At 40.3% G+C, this 21640-nt stretch carries 19 protein-coding genes, 2 tRNA genes and 2 pseudogenes; 20 read left to right on the forward strand and 3 right to left on the reverse strand.

Translation table 11 applies throughout. The features are described from left to right. The 5 genes from G561_RS0109985 to G561_RS0110005 all read left to right on the forward strand — a co-directional run. Positions 1–251: integrase core domain-containing protein (locus G561_RS0109985; RefSeq protein WP_028859433.1), on the forward strand; the 251-nt coding region annotated here is incomplete at its 5' end. Further along, complete coding sequence (locus tag G561_RS0109990; protein ID WP_028859434.1) at positions 229–825, forward strand: hypothetical protein; 597 nt, start codon at positions 229–231, stop codon at positions 823–825. The genes G561_RS0109985 and G561_RS0109990, both read left to right, overlap by 23 nt. A 350-nt stretch (positions 826–1175) precedes the next feature. Next, positions 1176–1835 (forward strand): hypothetical protein, encoded by a 660-nt coding sequence (locus G561_RS0109995; RefSeq protein ID WP_028859435.1) that lies wholly within the window; start codon positions 1176–1178, stop codon positions 1833–1835. Next, positions 1832–4381, forward strand: coding sequence for a hemagglutinin repeat-containing protein (locus tag G561_RS0110000; protein WP_028859436.1), 2550 nt, complete (start codon positions 1832–1834; stop codon positions 4379–4381). Before G561_RS0109995 ends, G561_RS0110000 begins: the two co-directional genes overlap by 4 nt. Positions 4382–4451: 70 nt before the next feature. Continuing rightward, positions 4452–4820, forward strand: coding sequence for a DUF5376 family protein (locus tag G561_RS0110005; RefSeq protein WP_028859437.1), 369 nt, complete (start codon positions 4452–4454; stop codon positions 4818–4820). Between the two features lie 55 nt (positions 4821–4875). Here the strand turns inward: G561_RS0110005 and G561_RS15440 are convergent. Continuing rightward, positions 4876–5043, reverse strand: a pseudogene (locus G561_RS15440) (IS30 family transposase); the annotation flags it as partial. 232 nt (positions 5044–5275) lie between these two features. Between G561_RS15440 and G561_RS15350 the strand changes: the two are divergent. From G561_RS15350 to G561_RS15360, 8 genes and pseudogenes are all read left to right on the forward strand, one after another. Then, entirely contained in the window at positions 5276–5491 is a 216-nt protein-coding gene (locus G561_RS15350; RefSeq protein ID WP_155954119.1) for a hypothetical protein, read from the forward strand. Between the two features lie 571 nt (positions 5492–6062). Beyond that, entirely contained in the window at positions 6063–7604 is a 1542-nt protein-coding gene (locus tag G561_RS15550; protein WP_201586211.1) for a hypothetical protein, read from the forward strand. 1 nt (position 7605) lies between these two features. After that, positions 7606–7986, forward strand: coding sequence for a hypothetical protein (locus tag G561_RS0110025; protein WP_028859438.1), 381 nt, complete (start codon positions 7606–7608; stop codon positions 7984–7986). A gap of 3 nt (positions 7987–7989) precedes the next feature. Beyond that, positions 7990–8277: a hypothetical protein gene (locus G561_RS0110030; RefSeq protein ID WP_028859439.1), complete on the forward strand. Its 288-nt coding sequence runs from the start codon at positions 7990–7992 to the stop codon at positions 8275–8277. A gap of 152 nt (positions 8278–8429) precedes the next feature. Further along, positions 8430–8585 (forward strand): annotated as a pseudogene (locus G561_RS15725) (VENN motif pre-toxin domain-containing protein); the annotation flags it as partial. Between the two features lie 90 nt (positions 8586–8675). Then, on the forward strand, positions 8676–9968 hold the full coding sequence (locus tag G561_RS0110035) for a polymorphic toxin-type HINT domain-containing protein (RefSeq protein WP_155954120.1): 1293 nt from the start codon (positions 8676–8678) through the stop codon (positions 9966–9968). 1 nt (position 9969) lies between these two features. Further along, positions 9970–10827: a hypothetical protein gene (locus G561_RS0110040; RefSeq protein WP_028859441.1), complete on the forward strand. Its 858-nt coding sequence runs from the start codon at positions 9970–9972 to the stop codon at positions 10825–10827. Positions 10828–10915: 88 nt separating this feature from the next. Next, positions 10916–11071 (forward strand): hypothetical protein, encoded by a 156-nt coding sequence (locus G561_RS15360; RefSeq protein WP_155954121.1) that lies wholly within the window; start codon positions 10916–10918, stop codon positions 11069–11071. 366 nt (positions 11072–11437) lie between these two features. Here G561_RS15360 and G561_RS0110045 read toward each other — a convergent pair. Next, positions 11438–11514 (reverse strand) — tRNA-Asp (locus G561_RS0110045). A gap of 35 nt (positions 11515–11549) precedes the next feature. Continuing rightward, positions 11550–11625, reverse strand: a tRNA-Val gene (locus G561_RS0110050). A gap of 572 nt (positions 11626–12197) precedes the next feature. Between G561_RS0110050 and ftsY the strand changes: the two genes are divergently transcribed. From ftsY to G561_RS0110090, 7 genes are all read left to right on the forward strand, one after another. Beyond that, on the forward strand, positions 12198–13418 hold the full coding sequence (gene ftsY, locus G561_RS0110055; protein ID WP_028859442.1) for a signal recognition particle-docking protein FtsY: 1221 nt from the start codon (positions 12198–12200) through the stop codon (positions 13416–13418). Between the two features lie 85 nt (positions 13419–13503). Then, positions 13504–14067 (forward strand): methylated-DNA--[protein]-cysteine S-methyltransferase, encoded by a 564-nt coding sequence (locus G561_RS0110060; protein ID WP_028859443.1) that lies wholly within the window; start codon positions 13504–13506, stop codon positions 14065–14067. Positions 14068–14278: 211 nt separating this feature from the next. Then, complete coding sequence (locus G561_RS0110070; protein WP_028859445.1) at positions 14279–15052, forward strand: hypothetical protein; 774 nt, start codon at positions 14279–14281, stop codon at positions 15050–15052. Between the two features lie 279 nt (positions 15053–15331). Further along, positions 15332–17137 carry an acyl-CoA dehydrogenase gene (locus tag G561_RS0110075; protein WP_028859446.1) on the forward strand — a complete coding sequence of 602 codons (1806 nt, stop codon included), beginning with the start codon at positions 15332–15334 and terminating at the stop codon, positions 17135–17137. Between the two features lie 363 nt (positions 17138–17500). After that, positions 17501–18187 carry a 2Fe-2S iron-sulfur cluster-binding protein gene (locus G561_RS14425; RefSeq protein WP_037032167.1) on the forward strand — a complete coding sequence of 229 codons (687 nt, stop codon included), beginning with the start codon at positions 17501–17503 and terminating at the stop codon, positions 18185–18187. Next, on the forward strand, positions 18184–19176 hold the full coding sequence (locus G561_RS0110085; protein WP_028859447.1) for an FAD binding domain-containing protein: 993 nt from the start codon (positions 18184–18186) through the stop codon (positions 19174–19176). The genes G561_RS14425 and G561_RS0110085 overlap by 4 nt, the downstream gene beginning before the upstream one ends. A 2-nt stretch (positions 19177–19178) precedes the next feature. Beyond that, the gene (locus G561_RS0110090; protein WP_028859448.1) at positions 19179–21629 is read left to right on the forward strand and encodes a xanthine dehydrogenase family protein molybdopterin-binding subunit; all 2451 of its coding nucleotides are present in this window, start codon (positions 19179–19181) and stop codon (positions 21627–21629) included. Positions 21630–21640: the final 11 nt, after the last annotated feature.

Here is a 21640-nt window from a genome sequence, read left to right on the forward strand (position 1 = left end):
CATCTGTTGGTACAACCGGTGATTCATACGATAATGCGTTAGCTGAAACGGTTAACGGACTTTATAAAACAGAGGTGATTGAATATTTAAAACCGCAGTGGCGGGATGCGTATGATGTTGAATTAGCAACCCTTGAATGGGTCGATTGGTTTAATAAAACTCGCATTCATAGTACGATTGGTTATGTGTCGCCTTTTGAGTTTGAGAGACGATACTATGATAGCCTTAATGAGTCAGACAAAGCTGCCTGACTCAAGCAATCCACTCTCCGATATAGTCGGGGCGGTTCAAAAAGCCACGATTGGACAAGGCGCTATAGTTACCAGTGATACGTCTACAGGACAAGACAGCTTAGCAGGTGTCAACCGAGATCCATTCAATACCGAAAACATTATTAAAGATCAACAAACCGCAGGACTTGGTGTCGATGCCAATATCGATGCAAGAGTGTTTACCAAAGCAGGACGAGCTGAAATTGCTGAAGAGCGAAAGGGGTTATTAGATAAAATTGAGTCCATAGAAAACAATGTAGAAGGTTCAGTTACCTTAGGCTATGGAATTACTAAGGACGTCTATAAGAGCATTTTGATTCTTAAAAAGATTGAAGAGGTAAGAGCTACTTTAACGCCAGAAGAACAAGTAATTTTTGATAATGAGCTTAAGAAGCTACAGGCTAAAGATCCGCTTAAGTCTAATATCGCTCCTGTAATAATTGGGGCTGAAGCAATTGCTGCTGGAGCGGCAGGTGCTGGTGGAGCAACTTGTGTTACTGTCAATTGTAGTGAAGCAGTTGTTAATGGTGCTAAAAGTGCCTATAACGTATAAAAGGCCTTTAATACGCTAGGTATTGTAGTTGTAGGCTCGACTTTAGGAATATTTTCATCTGATAGTCCAAAAACCGGTAATGATGATTTAGATGAGGTATTAGAGGATGCGGTTCCTACCGATGACGGTAAAAAAGGATATGATTATCCAGGAACACAGGAAGAGTTGATTGATAATTTAGGTAATATTGAAGGATCTAGTCAAATCGAAAGACCTGATGGAAGCACTTCAACGACGTTACCTGATGGAAGGCGCGTCGATACATACCCTAGTAGATTCTCAACCCAAAATCCAGGATGCCAAGTTATAAAATCTGGTAGAAGAAAGCCTACACACAAAGGACAAACACAATGACATTTTATTTAAAAGACACCGATAAAGAGTACTTCGGCAAATTTTGGGCATTACAAAGAAAGTTTTTAGAAGATGAAGGTGGAAGGTTGTTATCAATAGACGAAGCCAATACACATCCTTTTGATAACCTTATAGAAAAAGGATCTAAAGGGATTACTGGAGCTAGTGCAATGAAGCCCAGATTAACTCAGGATTACCATTATTTCTGCATTCCGTATGAGCTTGATGATGAGGTAGAAGGTGGTATAGAAACTGATGTGATTATCAAGGACCTGATTAATACTAATTTAGAAGCACCCATTTTTATAGCTTCCACAGATCCTAGGTTGGGATGCTTTGGCGAATGCAGTCATATAGATGAGGACTTAATTTGGAATTTCTCATCACCACATTTGAATACACCGTTCATAATTTTTGACAATAAAAAAGAAGTATTTGCATTAATAGATTACGACCTACCTCTACAAATTATTGGATATAAAAACTCTATTTCGGATACAAATAATTATATTAAAAATAAGGTTGGACAAAGTGGCTGGAATAATGTATTTGAGAGATATTCACATTATACTAACATGCCTTACATTTTTAAGGAGTATTACGGTTTTTTATTGCCTAAACTTATTAAGCAGCAATTAAACATCAGTGTTAATTGATTTTTCAACATACCGCAAGACTTGGTGTCGATGCCAATTTCGATGCCAATAATTACTTTAAACAAGGTGAAACCCGTGACATCGGTAGTCAAATCAAAGGTGCTGATAATATTATCATCACCTCAGGGGGTGATTTCACAGGTAAAGCCGTCTCTATTACCAGTGATAATGGCATAGTAGGTCTACAAGCAGGTAATGACATCACCCTAAGTGAGGGACGTCATACCCAAAACCTAAGCACAGCCAATAAAACCACTGACAAAGGCTTTTTGAGCAAAACCACCACCCAAAGCCGATTTGACTCTCAAAGTGATACGGCCATTAGCAGTAACATCGAAGGCAATAAAGTCATCATGGATGCTGGTAATGACGTGAATCTAACTGCTACCAATGCCATCAGTGATAAGGGTACCTCTATAAAAGCTGGCAACAATGCCAATATTTTAGCGGCACAAAACACCTCAAGTAAAAGTAGTGAGAGTAGTACCAAGAAATCAGGTGTCTTTAGTTCAGGTGGGCTTGGCTTTACTATCGGTAAGCAAAAAACTGAAAATGACAATACTCAAACTGCACTGACCCACACCGCAAGCAATGTCGGTGCAATAGATGGCAACGTTAGCATAGAAGCTGGCAATCATATCCAGCAAACGGGCAGTAATGTGATTGCAGGGATAGGTGATCGTCAATCTGTTGACAGCAGTGATACACAGCGTGGCAACGTTGTCTATCAAGCCAAAGCGGTTGATATTGACAATGCGATGGATAAATACACCAACCAAAGCGAGCAGAAGTTTAAACAAAGCGGACTTACTGTATCAGTATCAAACTCACTAGTTGATAGCGCCCAAAACATAGACAGGCTCATCGATGCTGCTGGTAACACCAGTAGCCCACGTATGAAAGGCTTAGCAGGTGTAAGTGCAGGACTTAAAGCGGAAGCGTTATATGGCGAAGGCAAACAAGCCGCTAAAGCCCTACAGACAGGCAACCTAAAAGAGGTGGGTAATACTCGTATCCAAGCTACTATAGGCTCTAGTAAATCGCAATCGAACTCACAAAGCTATCGTGAGCAAAGCCAAGGCTCAAGCATACAAGCGGCGAACAACCTTGCCATCATTGCTACAGGAGCAGGCAAAGACAGTAATATCAATATCAACGCCAGTGATATAACTGTTGGCAACAATGCTTTATTCAAAACAGACAATGATTTAAACATAAAAGGCGTTGCTCAAAACGAGCAAACCCGTAGCAATAACAAAAGCTCAAGCTTTGGCATAGGTGCTTATGCTTCTACCAATCCTGGTAAAGAGGGTGCAAGCTACGGTATAACTGCCAATGCCAGTAAAGGTAAAGGACATGCTAATAGTGATGGTAAAACCTATGCGGGTAGCCATACTAATATTGGAGGCACCACTACCTTTGATATCGGTAATGATGTCAATATAACAGGGGGTGTGCTCACTACCGATGAGCTTACTGGACAAGTTGCTGGCGACCTTAATATGGAGAGCCTGCAAGATACTTACGTCTATGACAGCAAACAAAAGAACGCAGGATTTAGTGCAGATATAGATTTATCAGGCAATGCTCAAGCAAACAGCTTATCTATTAATGGCGGTAAAACTAACATTGATGCCGATTATGCCGCAGTCACTGAACAAACGGCTATTTATACGCAGAAAGCTGACTTAAATGTCGGCGGTAAAGGTACCTTCAAAGGAGCAGCCTTTACCACAGCCAGTGCTGAGGATAACAAATCCGTCTTTGCTCAAGGCATAGATACTAGTAACATTGAAAACTACAGCAACTATGATGCTAAAGCAATAGCTGCTGGTATCACAATCGGTAAAGCCAAAGATACCAATCCTGAAGCCAGTCTAAACGGTATTGGCTACGGCACAGATAGCGACAGTCAAACCAGAACAACCAAAGCTGGTGTAACAGGTATGGCAGGGCAGTCTGATGTGATTACGGCTACCAAAGACAGTTTAAATGATGCACTATCAAACAGTTTTGATGCAAATACCGTTAATGAGGAGCTTGGGGCACAGGTTGAGATAACGAGAGCTTTTGGGCAGGAAGCACCGAAGGCGGTTGGGGATTTTGCAGTTAATAAGCAAGTTGAGCTTTTAAGGCAAGGTAAATTCGAAGAAGCTGAAAAATGGGCAGAGGATGGTGTTTACCGAGTTGCTTTACATACCTTGGTGGGAGCTTTAGCAACAGGAAGCATAGATGGTGCTGTAGCTAGCGGTACAACGGCTGTCTCCGTACCTGCTTTAGATAATTATTTAAAAGAGCAAGGATTAGATGACACTGCTAGAAAAGCTGTATTATTAGGGTTCTCAGCTAGTGTTGGTGCTAGCATTGGTGGTGATACAGCCAGTACAGTAAGTAGCTTTAATCAAACGGATAATAACTATTTAAGTCATAAGCAAATGCAAGAATGGATTAAGGCTTTAGAGAAAACAGGAAGTGATCCAAGACGTAGGGAACAAATTAATAGTTTTTATCTTAAGATGGGAAGGTACAACCCAATCAGGAGTTAAAGTTACAGGTTGGTTAAGACCAAAAACAACAGTATATCCAATTAAAGATAAATAAAACCAAGGATTAAATATGCATATAATTTTTTACTATCGAAAAAATGAAGATTGGAATAGATTAATACCTTCAGCGAAAGCTGTAGATAGAAGTAAGACATCAGAATTATTTTCTAGTTACTTGATTGAAATTGATTATGAGTTTTCTTGTCTAATATTAAAACAGTTGAATTCCAAACAATTAAATTCACTAAACTTTAGCTCAGAATCATGGGGAGTGAATTTAAAAAAAAATAATTTAGAGATCTATTCCCTTTTTGATGAAGATAACATTGAGTATAAAGTGAATATTAAATTAAGTGATTTTAAAAAAGGAGTTTTTGAATGGAATCGTTTTTTATTGTCTACACCTGATATAGATTATAGCATGAATTTTAAAGTATAAATTCCATTCTTGATACTTTAATAATAGGCGGATTCGCATCGAAAGTGCAATTACATTAAGCGGCTAACAAATCAACAAACTGACCAAAGAACAACTCATTTGGTGTTCTAAATCCTCGAGTTTTTCTTGGTCGGTTATTGAGTCTATCTTGAACCCTTCGTATCTGCTCATCCGTCACCTTGTTAAAATCAGTACTCTTAGGGAAGTATTGTCTGATAAGCCCCGGGGCTGGAGAAATACAGGAAGTTTAACTTGTGAAGTAGATTTTTACAAAGACGATCCTGCCTGTGATGACTGAAAGAGAGAACATGGGCAAGCCGTTCCCCAAAAAAAAGCGATAACCCATGAAGAATATTTTTTTATTGATAAGCTTAAGCGTATTAACCGCCTGTAGTATGAGAGGCTTTGAACCGCCAAGAAATACTAGTTATTGAACATTACCTGAACTTGAAAATATGGGATTTGAAGGCACTGAATATATTGATAAGGAATTTAAAGAAATGCGAGAATGTGGTATAGATCCTTTTATGGGTGACACAGGCGGTAGCACAGTCAAGGCATTATGTATGGAGAAAAAAGGCTGGGTAAATACAGCAGGACCAACTTGTGAAAGAGATGTTTATAAAGATAACCCTGCTTGTGACGATTGGAAGAAAGCTCATAAACAATAAACGTTATTTTTAATAAGATTTTTTTGTCTATCAAAGGTGTTACTAGATAAGTAGCACCTTTATTTTATGAGTTAAATTATTAACAGCAGAGCAAACATTTCTATTTTATATAAAGGAGGTTTCTTGATCTAGAGAGTTTACAAGACACTTAACTTATGACAGCAAACAAAAGAACGCAGGGTTTAGTGCAGATATAGACCTATCAGGCAATGCCCAAGCAAACAGCTTATCTATTAATGGCGGTAAGACTAACATAAATGCAAATTATGCAGCAGTCACTGAACAAACGGCTATTTATACGCAGAAAGCAGACTTAAATGTTGGGGGTAAAGGTGTAATTAAAGGAGCTGCATACACCACAGCCAGTGCTGAGGATAACAAATCCGTCTTTGCTCAAGGCATAGAGACCTCAGATATCCAAAATCATAGCAACTATGATGCTAAAGCCATAGCTGCTGGTATTAGTATTGGTAAAGCCAAAGATACCAATCCTGAAGCCAGTCTAAACGGTATTGGCTACGGTAGTGATGGTGACAGTCAAACCAGAACAACCAAAGCTGCTGTAACAGGCATGGCAGGACAGTCTGATGTAACTACAGCTACCAAAGAAAGCTTAAATGAGCCACTTGAAAATAGCTTTGATGCGAGTATCGTTAATGAGGAGCTTGGGGCTCAGGTAGAGATTACAAGGGCTTTTGGGCAGGAAGCACCGAAGGCAGTGGCAGAGTTTTCACAAAACCGTATTGACGATATAAAAGCAGATCCTAATCTTAGCATTGATGAAAAATTAGCTGAAATTGAAAAATGGGACGAAGGCGGTGCGTATCGAGTAGCCGCACATACAGCAATTGGTGCATTAGGAACAGGTAATTTAGAGGGCAGTTTAACGACAGGTAGTGTTGCTGCAGCTGCACCTAAGATTAGTGAGTACGAGAGCAAATTAGCTGATGCTCTTGTCAGTAGTGGCATGAGTCCTGAAGCGGCTAACGCAACTTCTAAAGGAGTAACGATATTAACGTTAGCGGGTATAGCAGCTAATGCTGGTCTTGATACTTCAAGTACAGCGAGTGCTATTAATGTGGATAGTAATAATCGCTGGTTACATGACAGTGAAGTTCTTAATATTTTTAAACACAAAAAAGACATAGAAAATTTTGCGAAAGAAAACGGTATTACTTATAAACAAGCGTACAGAGCAATCTTAGCACAAGCTTATCGTAATACTGATGACGATTTTAGAAATGCACATAGTCCGAAACCAGGCACTAAAGAGAGTTCTCTTGCTCAAAAGGCTGAAAGCTTTTTGAGAAAGCATGTTTTAATAGCATCCACAGCATCTGAACGTAAAAATCATAATTTAAATCGAAACAGTACCAAATATAAGGGTCTTTTATCTGGAGTTGAAAGAAAAACACCTGCTTATTCCCAGACAAATAAAAATATTCAAGTACTTAAGGGTGTTGGGAAGATAACGGCAGAAGGTACAGTAAAAGGAGTTGGTAATATTCCTTCTGACACAGCAAATGGTGTGGCACAGATATTTGGTGGTAAATATGAGCGTTCATTTCCATATGATAGTCCTGAATCTGAAGAAGTAGGTACAGTTGCTCAAAATGTTACTGGTGTTTTGACAACAGCCACTGGTATTAAAGTAAAAGTTTTAAGAAGTAGTTCAGGGAATACTCTAGAGTTATTTACTGATAGTTCAGGTCCCCTTATACCTAAAGCTAGGGGTGTAGGACCTACAGATCCTAGTGCAATAGCCAAAAACGCTATGTCAATGCCTGAAATAAGATCTTCTAGCCAATCTAAAGTGGTAGCTAATAATCCATATATACCTAAAAAAGCAGGTGGTAATTTTACAATTATGGACTATCTGCCAGAGTCTGCTCGTGTGACTAAAAAGGGTGGAGAAATTGTTATCAATGGTACGGCTAGTAATAAATATTTACGTGGTATACCTAATGAAGCAGAACTTGATAAGATGGGATTAAAACTGAAATACAATGGTCCTCTTAAACCTGAGTTTAATAACTTTCAATTTAAAACTACAGACGGGAAACCACTCAAGCAGTCAACAATGAAAACAATTATCTTTGAGAAAGTGAAGTAATATGACAAAGTATGTAATACCAAAAAAGTTCCATCAAAACTTATATATATTTGAAGGTGGTTTGCAACACTATCATATTTATAATAAAAGCTTAACAATAATAACGAATCTTGTAGACTACTACGAGCCTTCGATAGATATAAGGCTACCAGATTACATGGATACAGTTAAAATTTTTTTTAAAAACTTTAGGTATTTAAAGTTAAATACAAGCTATGTGATCGAATCAGATCACTATAATAATATTATAGAGTTAGGTGAGTATAGAGATGGTAATGAATTACTTGACTATGGAGGAGTTCTCTATTGGCTTGGTAGTCTTGATGTTCCAACCAGTTGGATCCTTGAAGTTGTTTGTGAAGATATTGAATTAGAGTTTTAGCAAATGCATATTAAATTAATACCAGAATATGAGTGTTATCCATTATGGTGTTATGAAGATGATATTCCAGTTAATATCAATCCAGAATCTTTATACATTAGTGATACTCTTAAAAATGACATAACTACATGGTCAGAAAAATATGAAGCAACATATGTAAAAGAAAACCCTATAGAGTCTGGGTTTAAAACTCAATCTGAAGAAAGAAAATTCATTGAGGAGGGTTATATTCTAGAAAGCAGATTACAAAAAGAATTAGGAACGAGATATAAGGTATCTTTTCAGATGTAAAAAAGACTGTCTTGAAAGTTTATAAATCATCTATTAGCACACGCACTATTAGGTGCAGCGGTCAGTGCTGCCACAGGTAACGATGCCTTAACGGGGGGGGGGGGTTAGGCGCTAGTACTGGAGAAGGCACAGCTATTCTATTATCTAAGTATATCTACAAAGTAGATAAACCAAGTGAGCTAACCGCTGAGCAGAAGGACACCATAAGTAATATCACTACCTTAGCAGGGGTAGCTATTGGTTCTACGACTGGAGAAGTTACTGATGCAGTGAATGCGGGTGAAACGGCTAAGGTGGCGGTTGAGGATAATAGTTTAAAGCAGAAAGATATAGACAGCTTATTAAGACAGATAGCAATCGCTAAAAGAAAATATACAGGTGCTAAACTAGATGTAGAAATGAGAAGAATTAGAGCTGTCTCAGCAAAAATAGCAGCAGATAACTGGAAAGAGATTGAAGCTTGTGAAGCTAATCCTACTGCAGCTTGTCTAAATAAGATTAAAGCTGATTATAGCAATGTTGATTTTCAAAAGCTTAAAGATGCTTATCGTGAATACCAAGATACAGAACTCTACATCAGGGGTTATGAGCAACGTAACAATGATATTGTTACCTGTAGCACCTCTCGTCCAACCGATTGTGTTTATGTAAATGGTGGTATAAGGGTTGTTAATGGCGCAATTTATGAGCTGATCGGTTCGGGTTCTAGAGCTGGTGAGTGGAGGAAAGTACCAGTTACTAAGTCTCAAACAAAAACAAAATCTAAAGCAAAAACTCCTAGCACATCCAACCCGAAGAATATAGATTTTAGTAGGGTGTGTAATGGTCCGGTCTGCTTCACCGCAGGTACATTAATTCATACCATCCAGGGTTTAAAGCCCATTGAGACGGTTGAGCGTGGTGAGCTGGTATGGTCACGAGAAGAGTTTGGTGAGAAGTATGACTATCGCCCTGTTATCGCAACCAAAGTCACCTCAAATGCACCAATATACGAAGTTAAGATACAGCATGATAGTGGCTTAGAGGAAACCTTTAGCACCACCGAAGAGCATCCGTTCTGGATTGATGGTCAAGGCTGGCGTAAGGCGTCTATCCTAGAAGCTGGAATGAAGCTACTGGATAAACGAGGCAATGCGACAGCGACCGTTATTAGTCAGAAAGCTTTAGATGAAACCGATACGGTTTATAACTTTGAAGTACAAGACTTTAGCACCTATCATATTGGTGAACTGGGTGTTTGGGTTCATAATGCCAATTGTTGTGATTTTACTAGCAACTGGGGGAATATTGAGGCCAAATTTAAAGAGGCAGGTTGGGTTGATCCAAAAACAAATAGAGTTCGATATTTAGATCCAATCGATGGTAAATTAAAAGACTTTCCTGATGATGTAACTCCACAAGTAGATCATGTCTTAACAAGGGCGGAAGCTAAGAAAATCGCAGGTAAAAAGTTGACAACTCGTGAACTTAATAAAATCATTAATGCGCCAGAAAATCTTATGCCATTGCCGGGTCCTTTAAATGGGTCTAAAAGCAATTTAGTAGAATACAAAAATGGGGGTTGGGTACAATACGGTAATAAAGGAAAACCGATACCGATTAGTCCTGTTTACAAGCGAAAGATTTTAGAAATTCAAGAAGCTACTCGAGAGAAGATAAACAAAGCCATTAGAGCTAAAGAGGGAAAGTAAAATGAATACCCATATTTTAAGTGAATTCGATGAAATTTATTATGACTTAGAACAAATAACCATCAATGATGTTTATATTAAAAATAGAGATGAAACCAGAATTGAGTTTAATTCACTAAACTTTAAAAGTGCTAAGCCTAAGAATTTAAGCTTTCATGACTATTTCTTTAAACCATTTAAAGATACGCAACCTAATACTTATAGAGTGTTATCTCAGGTTAAAGAAAAATTCTTTTATGCTATCGAAAGAACAGATATGCCAGAGATAATGTCAGATATTACTGCGTTTGGTATTAATATAAACGGTATTATTATATATCTACGGTATACTCCATACATTTCAGATGACGCTGAGCAAAACGAGTATAACTTTCCTGTAGAGATTGTTAAGTCATGGCTGTGGCATAGTGCAGGTTGGTATATTTCTGATGGGGTGAATTATGGACCTCTAGCCCCAAGTGCTTTACCGTCAAGTAACAACCCTCCTCTTGGTTCAATTTGTTCAGACATTGAAGGAAAGGGTAAGAAAGCTCGTGAAAAAGTAGCCTTTTTAGAAGAAAAGTTTGGGCAACCTTTTTTAGTAGATTATGAAGATGACGACAGTTATGACACCCATTTTCAGCTACGAGCTTTAATTGATACAAGATTTAATTTGTTAGAGCAACCAAAAAACTTCCAGCTATTCTCAATTGTTAATCACGCTAAAAAAGACATGTTCTTTATTGAAAATGAGGATGTTTATAGCGTAAAAAAATTAGTTAATCCTGCCGAAGCAATTGACAAATATGCCGCTCACTTATTGTCTAGACAGGAAGGTTTTTTTGACTTTACAGCGTATGGTGAAGATTTTCAATATTAGTTTAAATAGCATAATATCAACAGTAGCTTATTTATTATTTATATAGATAGTAGTGCAGACTATCTTATAGTGACCGACTTTGACTTTGATGGCTATAAAAATAGTTAGCTTCACCCTAGCTGATGGCAGCACCCAAAAGGCGCTAGTTCCAAAAGTCTATACCCGTCAAGCAGTCGGTCAAATAGACGGTACAGGCAGTGATCCCTGCCATCAAATCTGTACACCTAAACTTGGACGATTTTAATCAGTCAGCTTGACGGTAAGGGTAAACTTGGGATCAGTTAGCATAACAAGTTTTTAACAACCTTGGTCACAAAATGGTCACCGCACTTAATAAAAGATGCCACCAAGCAATTGGTCACCGTAGAACAGCTTAATTAGTAACTAAGGTTAATTAACAATCATTCCTTAAACTAAATCCAAGCCAGTACTTACTAAATTAATAGGGGAGAGAGTTTGTCTGAATCTCTAAAGCTTTGATGAGACAATATGGATAAAGGGATTGGATGAGGTAAGTGTTAAAACTAATAAACACAAAAAAACCTCAAGTAAATTAATACTTGAGGTTGAAACTGTGCGCTTAATTACATAAGCAAACTAGTTTTAAATATGGCGCAGCGGACGGGACTCGAACCCGCGACCCCCGGCGTGACAGGCCGGTATTCTAACCAACTGAACTACCGCTGCTTAGGTCGCTTAGAAAGTTTAGCCACTTTAATAAGTGGTGGGTGATGACAGGCTCGAACTGCCGACATTCTGCGTGTAAGGCAGACGCTCTACCAACTGAGCTAATCACCCTGAGCAAAGATACAGATGAAGCACTGCTTCATCCTTTGCGCAAGGGAAATCCTTTAAATAGGATTTCCAAAAAACTAAAATCTTAATTGAATCATATAAGAATCAGTGTGATTTTAGCTTCGCAAGTGCCAAGCTGTGCTTGGCTAAAAGCCATAATACCTATCACAATTAAAATAAATACTATTGATTGCGCAAGAGAAAATCCCTTAAAGGGGATTTTCTAAAGACTTAACTTCCTACACATATCAAACGTCATATATCGTCTGAATGTAGGAGCGTATTATATACATAATTTCTTGGGTGTCAAATATATTTTAAACTTTTCTTTGATTAATAAATTTTTGATTGTTTTGTCAGAAAAATCATAACTATTAATAGCTCTATTTCTCAAATTTTAGTGAATAGTTTTAGTAAATAAAAAGTCAGTTTTATAGGTTTTGGGAGGTTAAGTGAGGGGATTATCAAGCTTTGGGGCAACTATGGTAAACTAAGCCACAATAAATAATTTAATGAATAATCTTTTTTATCCTTATTTAACTACTATTAAAAACCTTATAAATAAAGAGATGCCCATGAATAATGCAAATAATCCAACTCGCGTAGTCATTGACCTTGATGGTAGCCTAGATGAGCTGGATGACGACGATATTACCCTCCCAGATTTGGCCAGTACTCAAGACATACCTATCATTGAGACGCCACGGGTAGAGCAGCCATATTCTGAAGAGGAAGAGGTAATACCAGCCTTAAGCACTGAGCCTAAGCCGCAACCTACCACACCTGCTGTTACACCAACACCTACAGAAGCTACTAGACCGCAAGCGACTGAACTACAACAAGCTACTGAAGAGTCTGAGAGCAAAAAGAAGGGCAGTTGGTTCTCACGTATGAAGTCAGGTCTTACCAAGTCTCGTAAGAACCTAGCCGAAGGCGTTGCCAATATCTTGATTGGGGGTAAAGAGATTGATGATGAGCTGCTTGAGGAAGTTGAAGATCAGCTATTGGTCGCCGATATTGGGGTAGAAGCCACAGATAAAATTATTAAAAGCCTGACAGAACAAACCGCTCGTGGTGATTTGATTTACTCGCATTCTTTATATAAAGCGCTACAAAAAGAACTGGTTGAAATCTTAGAGCCTAAAGTTGCGCCTTTGGTAATTGATACTACCAAGAAGCCTTTTGTGATTTTGGTAGTAGGGGTAAATGGTGTGGGTAAAACCACCACAATTGGTAAATTGGCGAAACGCTTACAAGCAGAAGGTAAGTCAGTGATGTTAGCTGCTGGAGACACCTTCCGAGCGGCGGCCACCGAGCAGCTACAAGTATGGGGCGAGCGCAATAACATTCCAGTTGTGGCTCAAGGTCATGGTGCTGACAGTGCCTCAGTAGTGTTCGACGCCATGCAGTCAGCGAAAGCAAAAAACATTGATGTGTTGATTGCCGATACTGCGGGGCGTTTACAAAATAAAACGCACTTGATGGCTGAGCTTGAAAAAGTAGTGCGTATCATGCGCAAATCAGATCCAACGGCACCGCACGAAGGTATGATTGTACTTGATGCAGGTACCGGTCAGAATGCCATTAACCAGGTCAAACTGTTTAATGAGGTGGTACCGTTAACCGGTATTACCATTACTAAGCTCGATGGAACGGCCAAAGGCGGTGTGGTGTTTAATATTGCCAATACCACAGATATTCCAATCCGCTATATCGGTGTGGGCGAGTCTATTGATGACTTACGTGCCTTTAGTCCGAAGCAGTTTGTGGCCGCATTATTTGAAACTGATGAATAATAGGCTTATGCCTATCTCAAAAAGTAAGCTTTAATCTTAAAAAAATGGCATCATGAGGTGCCATTTTTTTTTGAGGACCGTGATAATGATTATTACCATCACTCAGTTTGCACAGTACAGATTGCTACTTATTGCGTCTGCTATGGCCTCCGAGACGCCAAAATTGGTCAGCTTAGATTGGCTAGCAGAGGGTCAAGATTGGTCTGAATCAAAGTCACTGAACCTATTAAAAAAACATCACAAATTAGTTGATGAGAATTTTCAGTTTATAGATAAAAATAGCCTAAGCAAAGAAAGTCCAGTTGAGGCTTTATTACTCACCACTTTATTACAATTAAAGCGCTATCACGCCGGCGAGTTACAGCAGTTTGATATTCCTTTGAATTTGTCGTTGGGAACGCCGTTTCAACAAAGTGTCTGGCGCGCATTGCAACAAATCCCCTATGGGCAGACCATTAGTTACGCCCAATTGGCTCAAAATATTGATAAACCGACAGCCTATCGCGCGGTGGCCAACGCTAATGGCAAAAACCCGTTTAGTATTATCATTCCTTGTCATAGGGTAGTGGCCAGCGATGGCAGTTTGGGCGGCTATACAGGGGGATTGGATAAAAAGCGATTACTACTTGGGATTGAGCAAGGAGAATAGCTTATAAATTGGTATGATTTTGGGTGGGGTTAATAAAGTTACAACAGCCAAAAGGCTACTTATTTTATCAGTATAAAGGCCGTGACATTATAAAAAAGGATTTTTATAGGGCTGTATCACTATTGCTTTTTATTTTGTTAACAATTTTGTTTAAAATAGTTTTTAATGCTAAATTAAAACAAATTAAACAGATAAATAAGCTAAAGGCTTTATGAGCACAGTGTTGAATAATGATAACCCCGACACAAGTCAAATTAGTCCTCTTAATCTCCAAGGACAAGCCAAAAGTATACAACTGAATACTGAAGGGAGTCGGCATAGCGTAAATCTACAAAGCCAGATCAAGCGTCAAAAAGAATGGGTATATCTTAGCCATTACCTTGCCATTAGCGGCTTAGATCCTGTGCATATTATTTCAGGTATGGACGATGGTAATGAGCCGGATTTTACCCTTGTGTTTTGGGAAAACGATCAATTGGTTTACATTGGTGTGGAATTGACCACATTATCGAGACTTAGGACTCAAATGAGTGACACTGGACTCATAACTAAACGATGGTATTGGCAGGCTATAAATCTAGTAGCTAAGCAAAACAGGGAAGGACATCTATACGATAGCGAAAACGGCTATTTAATTGCTGAACGTTTTAAAAAGCCTATGAAAACGGCTTATATGCCTCAGCATAAATTTAAGGAGTATAGAAAGGGTAGGAGTATTTCTATTATTACTCAAAAAGATGTGGATGAAGTGATAAAAAAGAAACAACCCAAAATCAACTCTTATCATAATAGAAGACAGTTAAATGAATTGTGGTTATTAATTCACACTGATAAATATCAGCCTGATACCATACTCTCGTTTGAGAGAAGTAAGCAAATAGGTGATAATTTACCTTTAACACATAACAGTGATTTTGATAATGTTCAAATTACCTGCTATCCAAGTTATAGAATGCTAAATGTGCAAAAGCTAAATAAGTCATAATTTTATTTTGGTAATTATTTTTTAAACATTCCTATTACTGATCCTTTTTAATATATTCTTCTTTTAACAACTCCTTTTTTCAGTTCCCTTGTTATAGCATCTTCCTTATTTGATAATCCTCTATTTAACGAAAGATTTTTTATGACTAACCTTTATTAAAGCCTAAGTAGGGTCTTTTAGGGCGTCGATTATTATATAAAAGAAAATAGGCTAATTTATAAAAATGAATTAAGATTGACCTACTTATTATCCCCTTCAAGACAAGGAAAAGAGAATAGCATGGAAGCGCAAACTTTAATTAATGAGTATGAATTACCATTTCAACTTTATGATGTTCTAGATACTGAGCAGTTGTGCAAGCACCCTAAATTTGCAGAGCATTCACGCCAAACCTTTGATGCCACTATCGATACCGCCAAAAAAATCGCCACTGATTTATTTCTACCTCACAACACCCTCGCTGACAAAGATGAGCCCAAGTTTGATGGCCAAAAAGTCAGCATGATTAAAGAGGTAAAAGTTGCTTTTGATGCTTTTAGAGAGTCAGGATTTATTGCTGGGCGTTATAACTTTGAAGAGGGCGGAATGCAGCTGCCAGAGACAGTAATGACCGCGCTAAGTGGTTATTTCATGGCCGCTAACCCAGCTACCACAGCCTATCCCTTTTTGACCTCAGCCGCTATTAACGTGTTGACTCACTTTGCCGATGACGCAATAAAACAAGCCTTTGTGCCACGTATGTTAACCGGCGAATTTACCGGAACCATGGCTTTGACCGAGCCTCACGCAGGCTCGTCATTGGCAGATATTCGGACCACAGCTATTAAGCAAGAGGATGGCACTTATCGTATCCGGGGCAGTAAAATCTATATCTCAGGCGGCGATCATGAGTTATCTGACAACATTGTGCATTTGGTACTGGCCAAAGTTCCGGGTGGGCCGGCAGGGGTAAAAGGAATTTCCTTGTTTGTGGTTCCCAAATACCGTCTGAACGAGCAAGGTCAAGTCGGCGAGCGTAATGATGTACATTTGGCAGGTTTGATTCACAAGTTGGGCTATCGTGGTACCACCTCAACGGCACTCAGTTTCGGCGATAACAATGACTGTGTGGGCTATCTGATTGGTGAGGAGCACTTTGGTCTTCGCTATATGTTTAAGATGATGAATGAAGCCCGTATTGCGGTGGGCTTTGGGGCGGCAATGATAGGTTATCGTGGCTATCAGTATTCGTTGGCCTATGCCAAAGATCGGTTACAAGGACGTGTCGCACCACATTCAAGCCCAGAAGATGACGCTGCCCCAATTATTGAGCATGGCGATGTGAAGCGGATGCTATTGGCGCAAAAAGCTTATAGCGAAGGCGGAATATCTTTGTGTTTGTATGGCTCAAACTTAATTGATCGCATTAATACCTGCGAGGATGAGACCCAAAAGCAAGAGTTGGCTGAGCTATTGGATTTATTGACCCCAGTATTAAAAGCTTGGCCGTCAGAGTATGGTCCTAAAGCCAATGATTTGGGTATTCAGGTATTGGGCGGTGCAGGCTACACCAGAGAATACCAAGCGGAGCAGTTTTGGCGTGATAACCGTTTAAATCCCATTCATGAAGGCACCAATGGCATTCAAGCCTTAGATTTAACCTTCCGTAAACTATGGCAAAAGCAGGGTTTGGGGTTAAAAGTACTACAGCAAGAAATCACTCGAGACCTCAAGGCCATTACCACCCCACAAACCGCCAAACTTGCCAAGAAATTAACGGTTTATATCGAACAGTTGCAACCCCTGTTGCAGCATGTCGGTCAAACCCTAACCACACCGCAGGCGACCACCTTGACTGCCAACGCCCAAGCGCTGATGAATGTATTTGCCACTATGGTTATAAGCTGGATTTGGATTCGTCAAGCCAGCAAGGCCGAGCAATTGCTGGCGCTCACTGAAGATAGCGATAAACAAAACTTTTATCACGGCAAAATACAGGCGGCAAAATACTTCATCGATTGGGAGTTACCGCTTATTCAACGTGATATTGAGTTATTAACAAATGATAATTCAGTGTGTAGCGATATGCAGCCACAGTGGTTTTGACCGGTCATCATTAGCTTGCTGTATAAAAAAGCTAATTTTCAAGCAAAGACTTTCACTACTTAAGGTGGTGAGGGTCTTTTTTTATGTCTAATGTTTTGATGCTTAAAGTTTTTTGTGTTCAGTTTTTTGTGTTTAGAATTTTTATTTGTCCTAAATTTAACAAGTGTTTAGCGTTTATTGAAACTCATTTTTTGGGCCATCAAAACAAAACAGTCTTTCTGTTTACCAAAAAGCACAGTTCAACAACAGGAGATAATAAAAAAAATTTCGATTTTTCATTAGGATAGATAGCAAAGCACAATAATAATTTATTTAAAAGTTTTATAAGCTTTTCCCTCAACCCACCTGCCAGCGGACGCCAGCATGACAACCTTAACGCTTACTATTAATAATAATAGCTATCAATTCGAGGATCTCGATCCCCGAACCACCTTACTTGATCTTTGTCGCCATCAATTGCAAATTACCGGTCCAAAAAAAGGCTGTGACCATGGCCAATGCGGGGCCTGTACCATGTTAATTAATGGGCAGCGAGTTAACTCCTGTCTGACTCTAGCGGTAATGCATGAAGGAGATGAGATTACTACTATCGAAGGTATTGGCTTACCAGAGACACTTTCTGATTTGCAAAAAGCTTTTAGAGACAATGATGCTTTTCAGTGCGGGTACTGCACTCCAGGCCAAATCTGTTCAGCCACCGCGCTTATTGATGAGATAAAACAAAATTGGCCCAGTTATGTCACTGAAGACTTAACTCAGCCTAACGCCTTAATGGCGCATGAGATCGCTGAGCGGATGAGTGGTAATATTTGCCGCTGTTCGGCCTATCCAAATATTATAAAAGCGATTACTGAAGTCCTTGAACAACAACTACAAAACCAGCAACCACAAACTCCAAATCCTGTCGACTCCTCCAATGGGGCCTTGTCTTCAGCAGTAACTGGTATATGGTCGCCACCGCCAAGTGAAGCCCAATTAAAATCTTCCCCTGCTAATACTGATAAAAACTCCAGCGCTGCCCAGTCACAATCAACAGGAGTAAACTCATGAAACGATTTGAATATGTCCGTGCTAATGAGCTAAAGCCTGCCTGTGTGGCAGCCAGTAGCGAAGGCGCTGCCTTTATTGGTGGGGGTACTAACTTGCTCGACTTAATGAAGTTCGAAATTGAGACCCCTATTAAGTTGGTCGACATTACCCAACTAGAATTAAAGCAGATCGAATCTACCCCTGAGGGTGGACTACGCATAGGCGCCTTAGTTACAAATAGTGATCTGGCCGCTCATCCAAGCGTGATAGCTAACTATCCAGTATTGTCACGCGCAATATTAGCAGGAGCCTCTGGTCAGTTACGTAACAAAGCGACTACTGGCGGTAACTTCTTACAGCGTACCCGTTGCTTTTATTTCTACCAGCCTGATAGTGCATGTAATAAACGTGAGCCAGGCAGTGGCTGTCCTGCTATTGGAGGTGAAAATCGGGGATTAGCGATTTTGGGCACAAGCGAGCACTGTATCGCTCAGCATCCCTCTGATATGGCCGTGGCGATGCGACTGTTAGATGCTACTTTAGAAACCCAAAAAGCAGATGGCTCTACCCGTAGTATCGAAATCAAAGACTTTTATCAACTGCCCGGTGATACTCCGCATATTGAAACAGTATTAGAACCCGGCGAGATGATTACTCATGTGGTATTACCACCGCCGATTAAAGGCATGCACACCTACGACAAGATTCGTGATCGTGCCTCATATGCGTTCGCTTTGGTTTCTGCAGCAGCGGTTATTGATGTCGATGAGGAGGGTAAGCTGACCACCATAAGATTAGCATTTGGTGGTATTGGCTCTCAGCCTTGGCGCAATGAAGCGGTCGAGGCTAGTCTTGAAGGCAGTAAAGGCAGTGTGCCTGATATTGTGCAAGCGGCAAATATCTTATTAGAAGATGCCCAAGGACAGGGTCAGAATGACTTTAAAATCGCCTTAACTCGTCGATTACTAAAACAAATTATTGAGCGTGCTGTAAACGCTGAGGATGCATAAACATGGCTGCTTTTGATACAGATATTTTGGGTTCTGAACCCACCAAAAAAATGATGATGAATGAACCGGTTGAGACTCTTTTTGATAAGACCTCAACTAAGCTGGTTGGTAAACCGATTACCCGAGTGGATGGCTCGCTTAAGGTCAGTGGCCAAGCCCCTTATTCTGCAGAGTTTTATAAAGACAATAGGGTCTACGGCGTGTTAGTCGGGGCGACTATTAGCAAGGGTAAAGTGACCAATATTGATACCGAATCAGTGGCGGATATCCCAGGGGTCATCAAAGTAGTTACCGATGCTAAGCATTTCTTACGTAACTCGCAGCAGGGCGGAAAGATGAAAGCACCGACCCAGGGTGCGATAGACATTGCTTATCATGGCCAACCGATAGCAATAGTTGTCGCTGAAACTTTTGAGGCAGCCACTGAAGGCGCTAAAGCCCTAGTGGTGAGCTACGAAGATGAGACCGAAAAAGCAGCTTTAGACTTCAAAAAAGAGTTGAAAAACGCTCATGAAGTCAATGAGAAGGAAGGTTCTGATAAAAATAGCGAACAGGGTGATCCTGAGAAAGGATTGCAGCAATCGGCAGTGACTTTAGACCGAGTCTATACCACGCCGAGTCAAAGCAACTCCCCAATGGAGCCGCACAGTAGTTTGGCGTATTGGGAAGAGGATAAGCTGATTATTTATACCTCAAACCAGATGGTTGCCTTTAGCCAAAAACAAATTGCCGACGCATTAGAGATCGATAATGATAACGTCAACGTTATCTCTCGCTATGTTGGGGGTGGCTTTGGTAGTAAGCTGGGCATTTCTCCGGAATCAATAGCAGCTGCCATTGCTGCCAAAGAGTTAGACAGACCAGTACTGGTAATGATGACTCGTCCTCAAGTGATGGAAGCGACCGTACGCCGCTCTAATACCCGTCAACGTATAGCCTTAGGCTGTGATGAAAATGGGGTATTGAACACCATTATCCATGACAATGTATCGAGCAACTTGCCGAATGAGAGTTTCTTTGAACCGGCTGGTTTATCTACCCATTTCTTATATCGTGGTGAGAACCGTAGGGTTAGCTATCAACAGGTCGATATGAACTGGACGCTGTCAGGCTCTATGCGGGCTCCTGGTGAGGCGGTTGGGCAAATAGCCTTAGAGTGTGCGATGGATGAACTGGCCTGTCAGTTGGGTATTGATCCTATCGAGCTGCGTCGCCGCAATGAACCGGAACAAGATCCTTCGCAACAAATTCCTTTCTCAACCAGACAACTACTAGCTTGTTTGGAGCAAGGATCGAAAGCTTTTGGTTGGGAAGAAAAACACAGTAGCGAACCAGCCAGCCATTTAGAAGGCGATTGGTGGATTGGTACCGGTATGGCAGTGGCCTCAAGAGGCAACCAACTTATGCCATCAGAAGCACGGGCTACCTTGCAATTAGACCCTAGCAAAACCTTAGGGGTAAAAGCAGTCATCGAATCCGATATGACTGATATTGGTACCGGTTCTTATACTGTGTTCTCCCAAGTGGCTGCTGATCTATTAGGCTTGCCAATCGATCATATCGATATGCAACTTGGAGATAGTCGTTTTCCTTCTAGCCCTGGATCAGGCGGTAGTTTTGGGGCGGCCAGTGCCGGAAGTAGTATTTATCTGGCCTGTGCTGAGCTTAGAGAACAGATCGCTAAACTAGTAGGGCTACATGCTGATACGGTGCAATTGGGTCAAGGTCAAGTATCCAAAGCTGGTGAGCATCAGGCTGGCGTAGCGCAAAGTGCAGTAGAAGCCGGCAAGAAAGCCTTGGATACCTTAGTAGATAAAGTAGAAGATGCTACTGAAAAAGCAGGCTTATCAGTTTCATTGAAAGGCTCTGATAACATCGATCCTGATCAATATGACTTTAGTGATTCTGCGACCTATCCTTTGGTAGACCTAATCAGCCAACTAGAGGGTAAAAAATTACGCGCCAAAGGAAAGATTGCTCCAGGTAAAAACGGTAAGTCACACCGTCAAGCTTGTTATGGAGCCAACTTTGCTGAGGTTGCGGTACATCGTACTACCGGTGAAATCCGAGTAAAAAATATGACCGGTGCTTTCACTGCTGGACGTATCCTTAACCATAATTTAGCCACCTCTCAGTGTTATGGCGGCATGGTATTCGGTATTGGTTCCGCGTTAATGGAAGAGGTAATACATGACAAGCGTGACGGTAGACTGTGCAATCATGATTTAGCCGAATACCATCTGCCGGTAAATGCCGATGTGCCTCAGCTTGAGGTTATTTTGGTCGAAGAAGATGACCCTTACACCAACCCGATGCACATCAAAGGTATTGGTGAGACTGCCATTTCCGGAGCTGCAGCTGCCATTGCCAATGCTATCTATAACGCAGTAGGGGTTAGGATTTATGATTTCCCTATTACTTTAGATAAGCTGATTGACCAATTGCCAGATTAAGATAAGGCGGC

This window comes from Psychrobacter phenylpyruvicus DSM 7000 = NBRC 102152, assembly GCF_000685805.1.
Classification (GTDB): Bacteria; Pseudomonadota; Gammaproteobacteria; order Pseudomonadales; family Moraxellaceae; genus Psychrobacter; species Psychrobacter phenylpyruvicus.

What these genes read in the sequence shown, in the direction of transcription:
- G561_RS0109990 (WP_028859434.1), top strand. Translation starts at nt 229, where the DNA reads ATGAGTCAGACAAAGCTGCCTGACTCAAGCAATCCACTCTCCGATATA.
- G561_RS0109995 (WP_028859435.1), top strand. Translation starts at nt 1,176, where the DNA reads ATGACATTTTATTTAAAAGACACCGATAAAGAGTACTTCGGCAAATTT.
- G561_RS0110005 (WP_028859437.1), top strand. Translation starts at nt 4,452, where the DNA reads ATGCATATAATTTTTTACTATCGAAAAAATGAAGATTGGAATAGATTA.
- G561_RS15350 (WP_155954119.1), top strand. Translation starts at nt 5,276, where the DNA reads ATGGGATTTGAAGGCACTGAATATATTGATAAGGAATTTAAAGAAATG.
- G561_RS15550 (WP_201586211.1), top strand. Translation starts at nt 6,063, where the DNA reads ATGGCAGGACAGTCTGATGTAACTACAGCTACCAAAGAAAGCTTAAAT.
- G561_RS0110025 (WP_028859438.1), top strand. Translation starts at nt 7,606, where the DNA reads ATGACAAAGTATGTAATACCAAAAAAGTTCCATCAAAACTTATATATA.
- G561_RS0110030 (WP_028859439.1), top strand. Translation starts at nt 7,990, where the DNA reads ATGCATATTAAATTAATACCAGAATATGAGTGTTATCCATTATGGTGT.
- G561_RS0110035 (WP_155954120.1), top strand. Translation starts at nt 8,676, where the DNA reads ATGAGAAGAATTAGAGCTGTCTCAGCAAAAATAGCAGCAGATAACTGG.
- G561_RS0110040 (WP_028859441.1), top strand. Translation starts at nt 9,970, where the DNA reads ATGAATACCCATATTTTAAGTGAATTCGATGAAATTTATTATGACTTA.
- G561_RS15360 (WP_155954121.1), top strand. Translation starts at nt 10,916, where the DNA reads ATGGCTATAAAAATAGTTAGCTTCACCCTAGCTGATGGCAGCACCCAA.
- ftsY (WP_028859442.1), top strand. Translation starts at nt 12,198, where the DNA reads ATGAATAATGCAAATAATCCAACTCGCGTAGTCATTGACCTTGATGGT.
- G561_RS0110060 (WP_028859443.1), top strand. Translation starts at nt 13,504, where the DNA reads ATGATTATTACCATCACTCAGTTTGCACAGTACAGATTGCTACTTATT.
- G561_RS0110070 (WP_028859445.1), top strand. Translation starts at nt 14,279, where the DNA reads ATGAGCACAGTGTTGAATAATGATAACCCCGACACAAGTCAAATTAGT.
- G561_RS0110075 (WP_028859446.1), top strand. Translation starts at nt 15,332, where the DNA reads ATGGAAGCGCAAACTTTAATTAATGAGTATGAATTACCATTTCAACTT.
- G561_RS14425 (WP_037032167.1), top strand. Translation starts at nt 17,501, where the DNA reads ATGACAACCTTAACGCTTACTATTAATAATAATAGCTATCAATTCGAG.
- G561_RS0110085 (WP_028859447.1), top strand. Translation starts at nt 18,184, where the DNA reads ATGAAACGATTTGAATATGTCCGTGCTAATGAGCTAAAGCCTGCCTGT.
- G561_RS0110090 (WP_028859448.1), top strand. Translation starts at nt 19,179, where the DNA reads ATGGCTGCTTTTGATACAGATATTTTGGGTTCTGAACCCACCAAAAAA.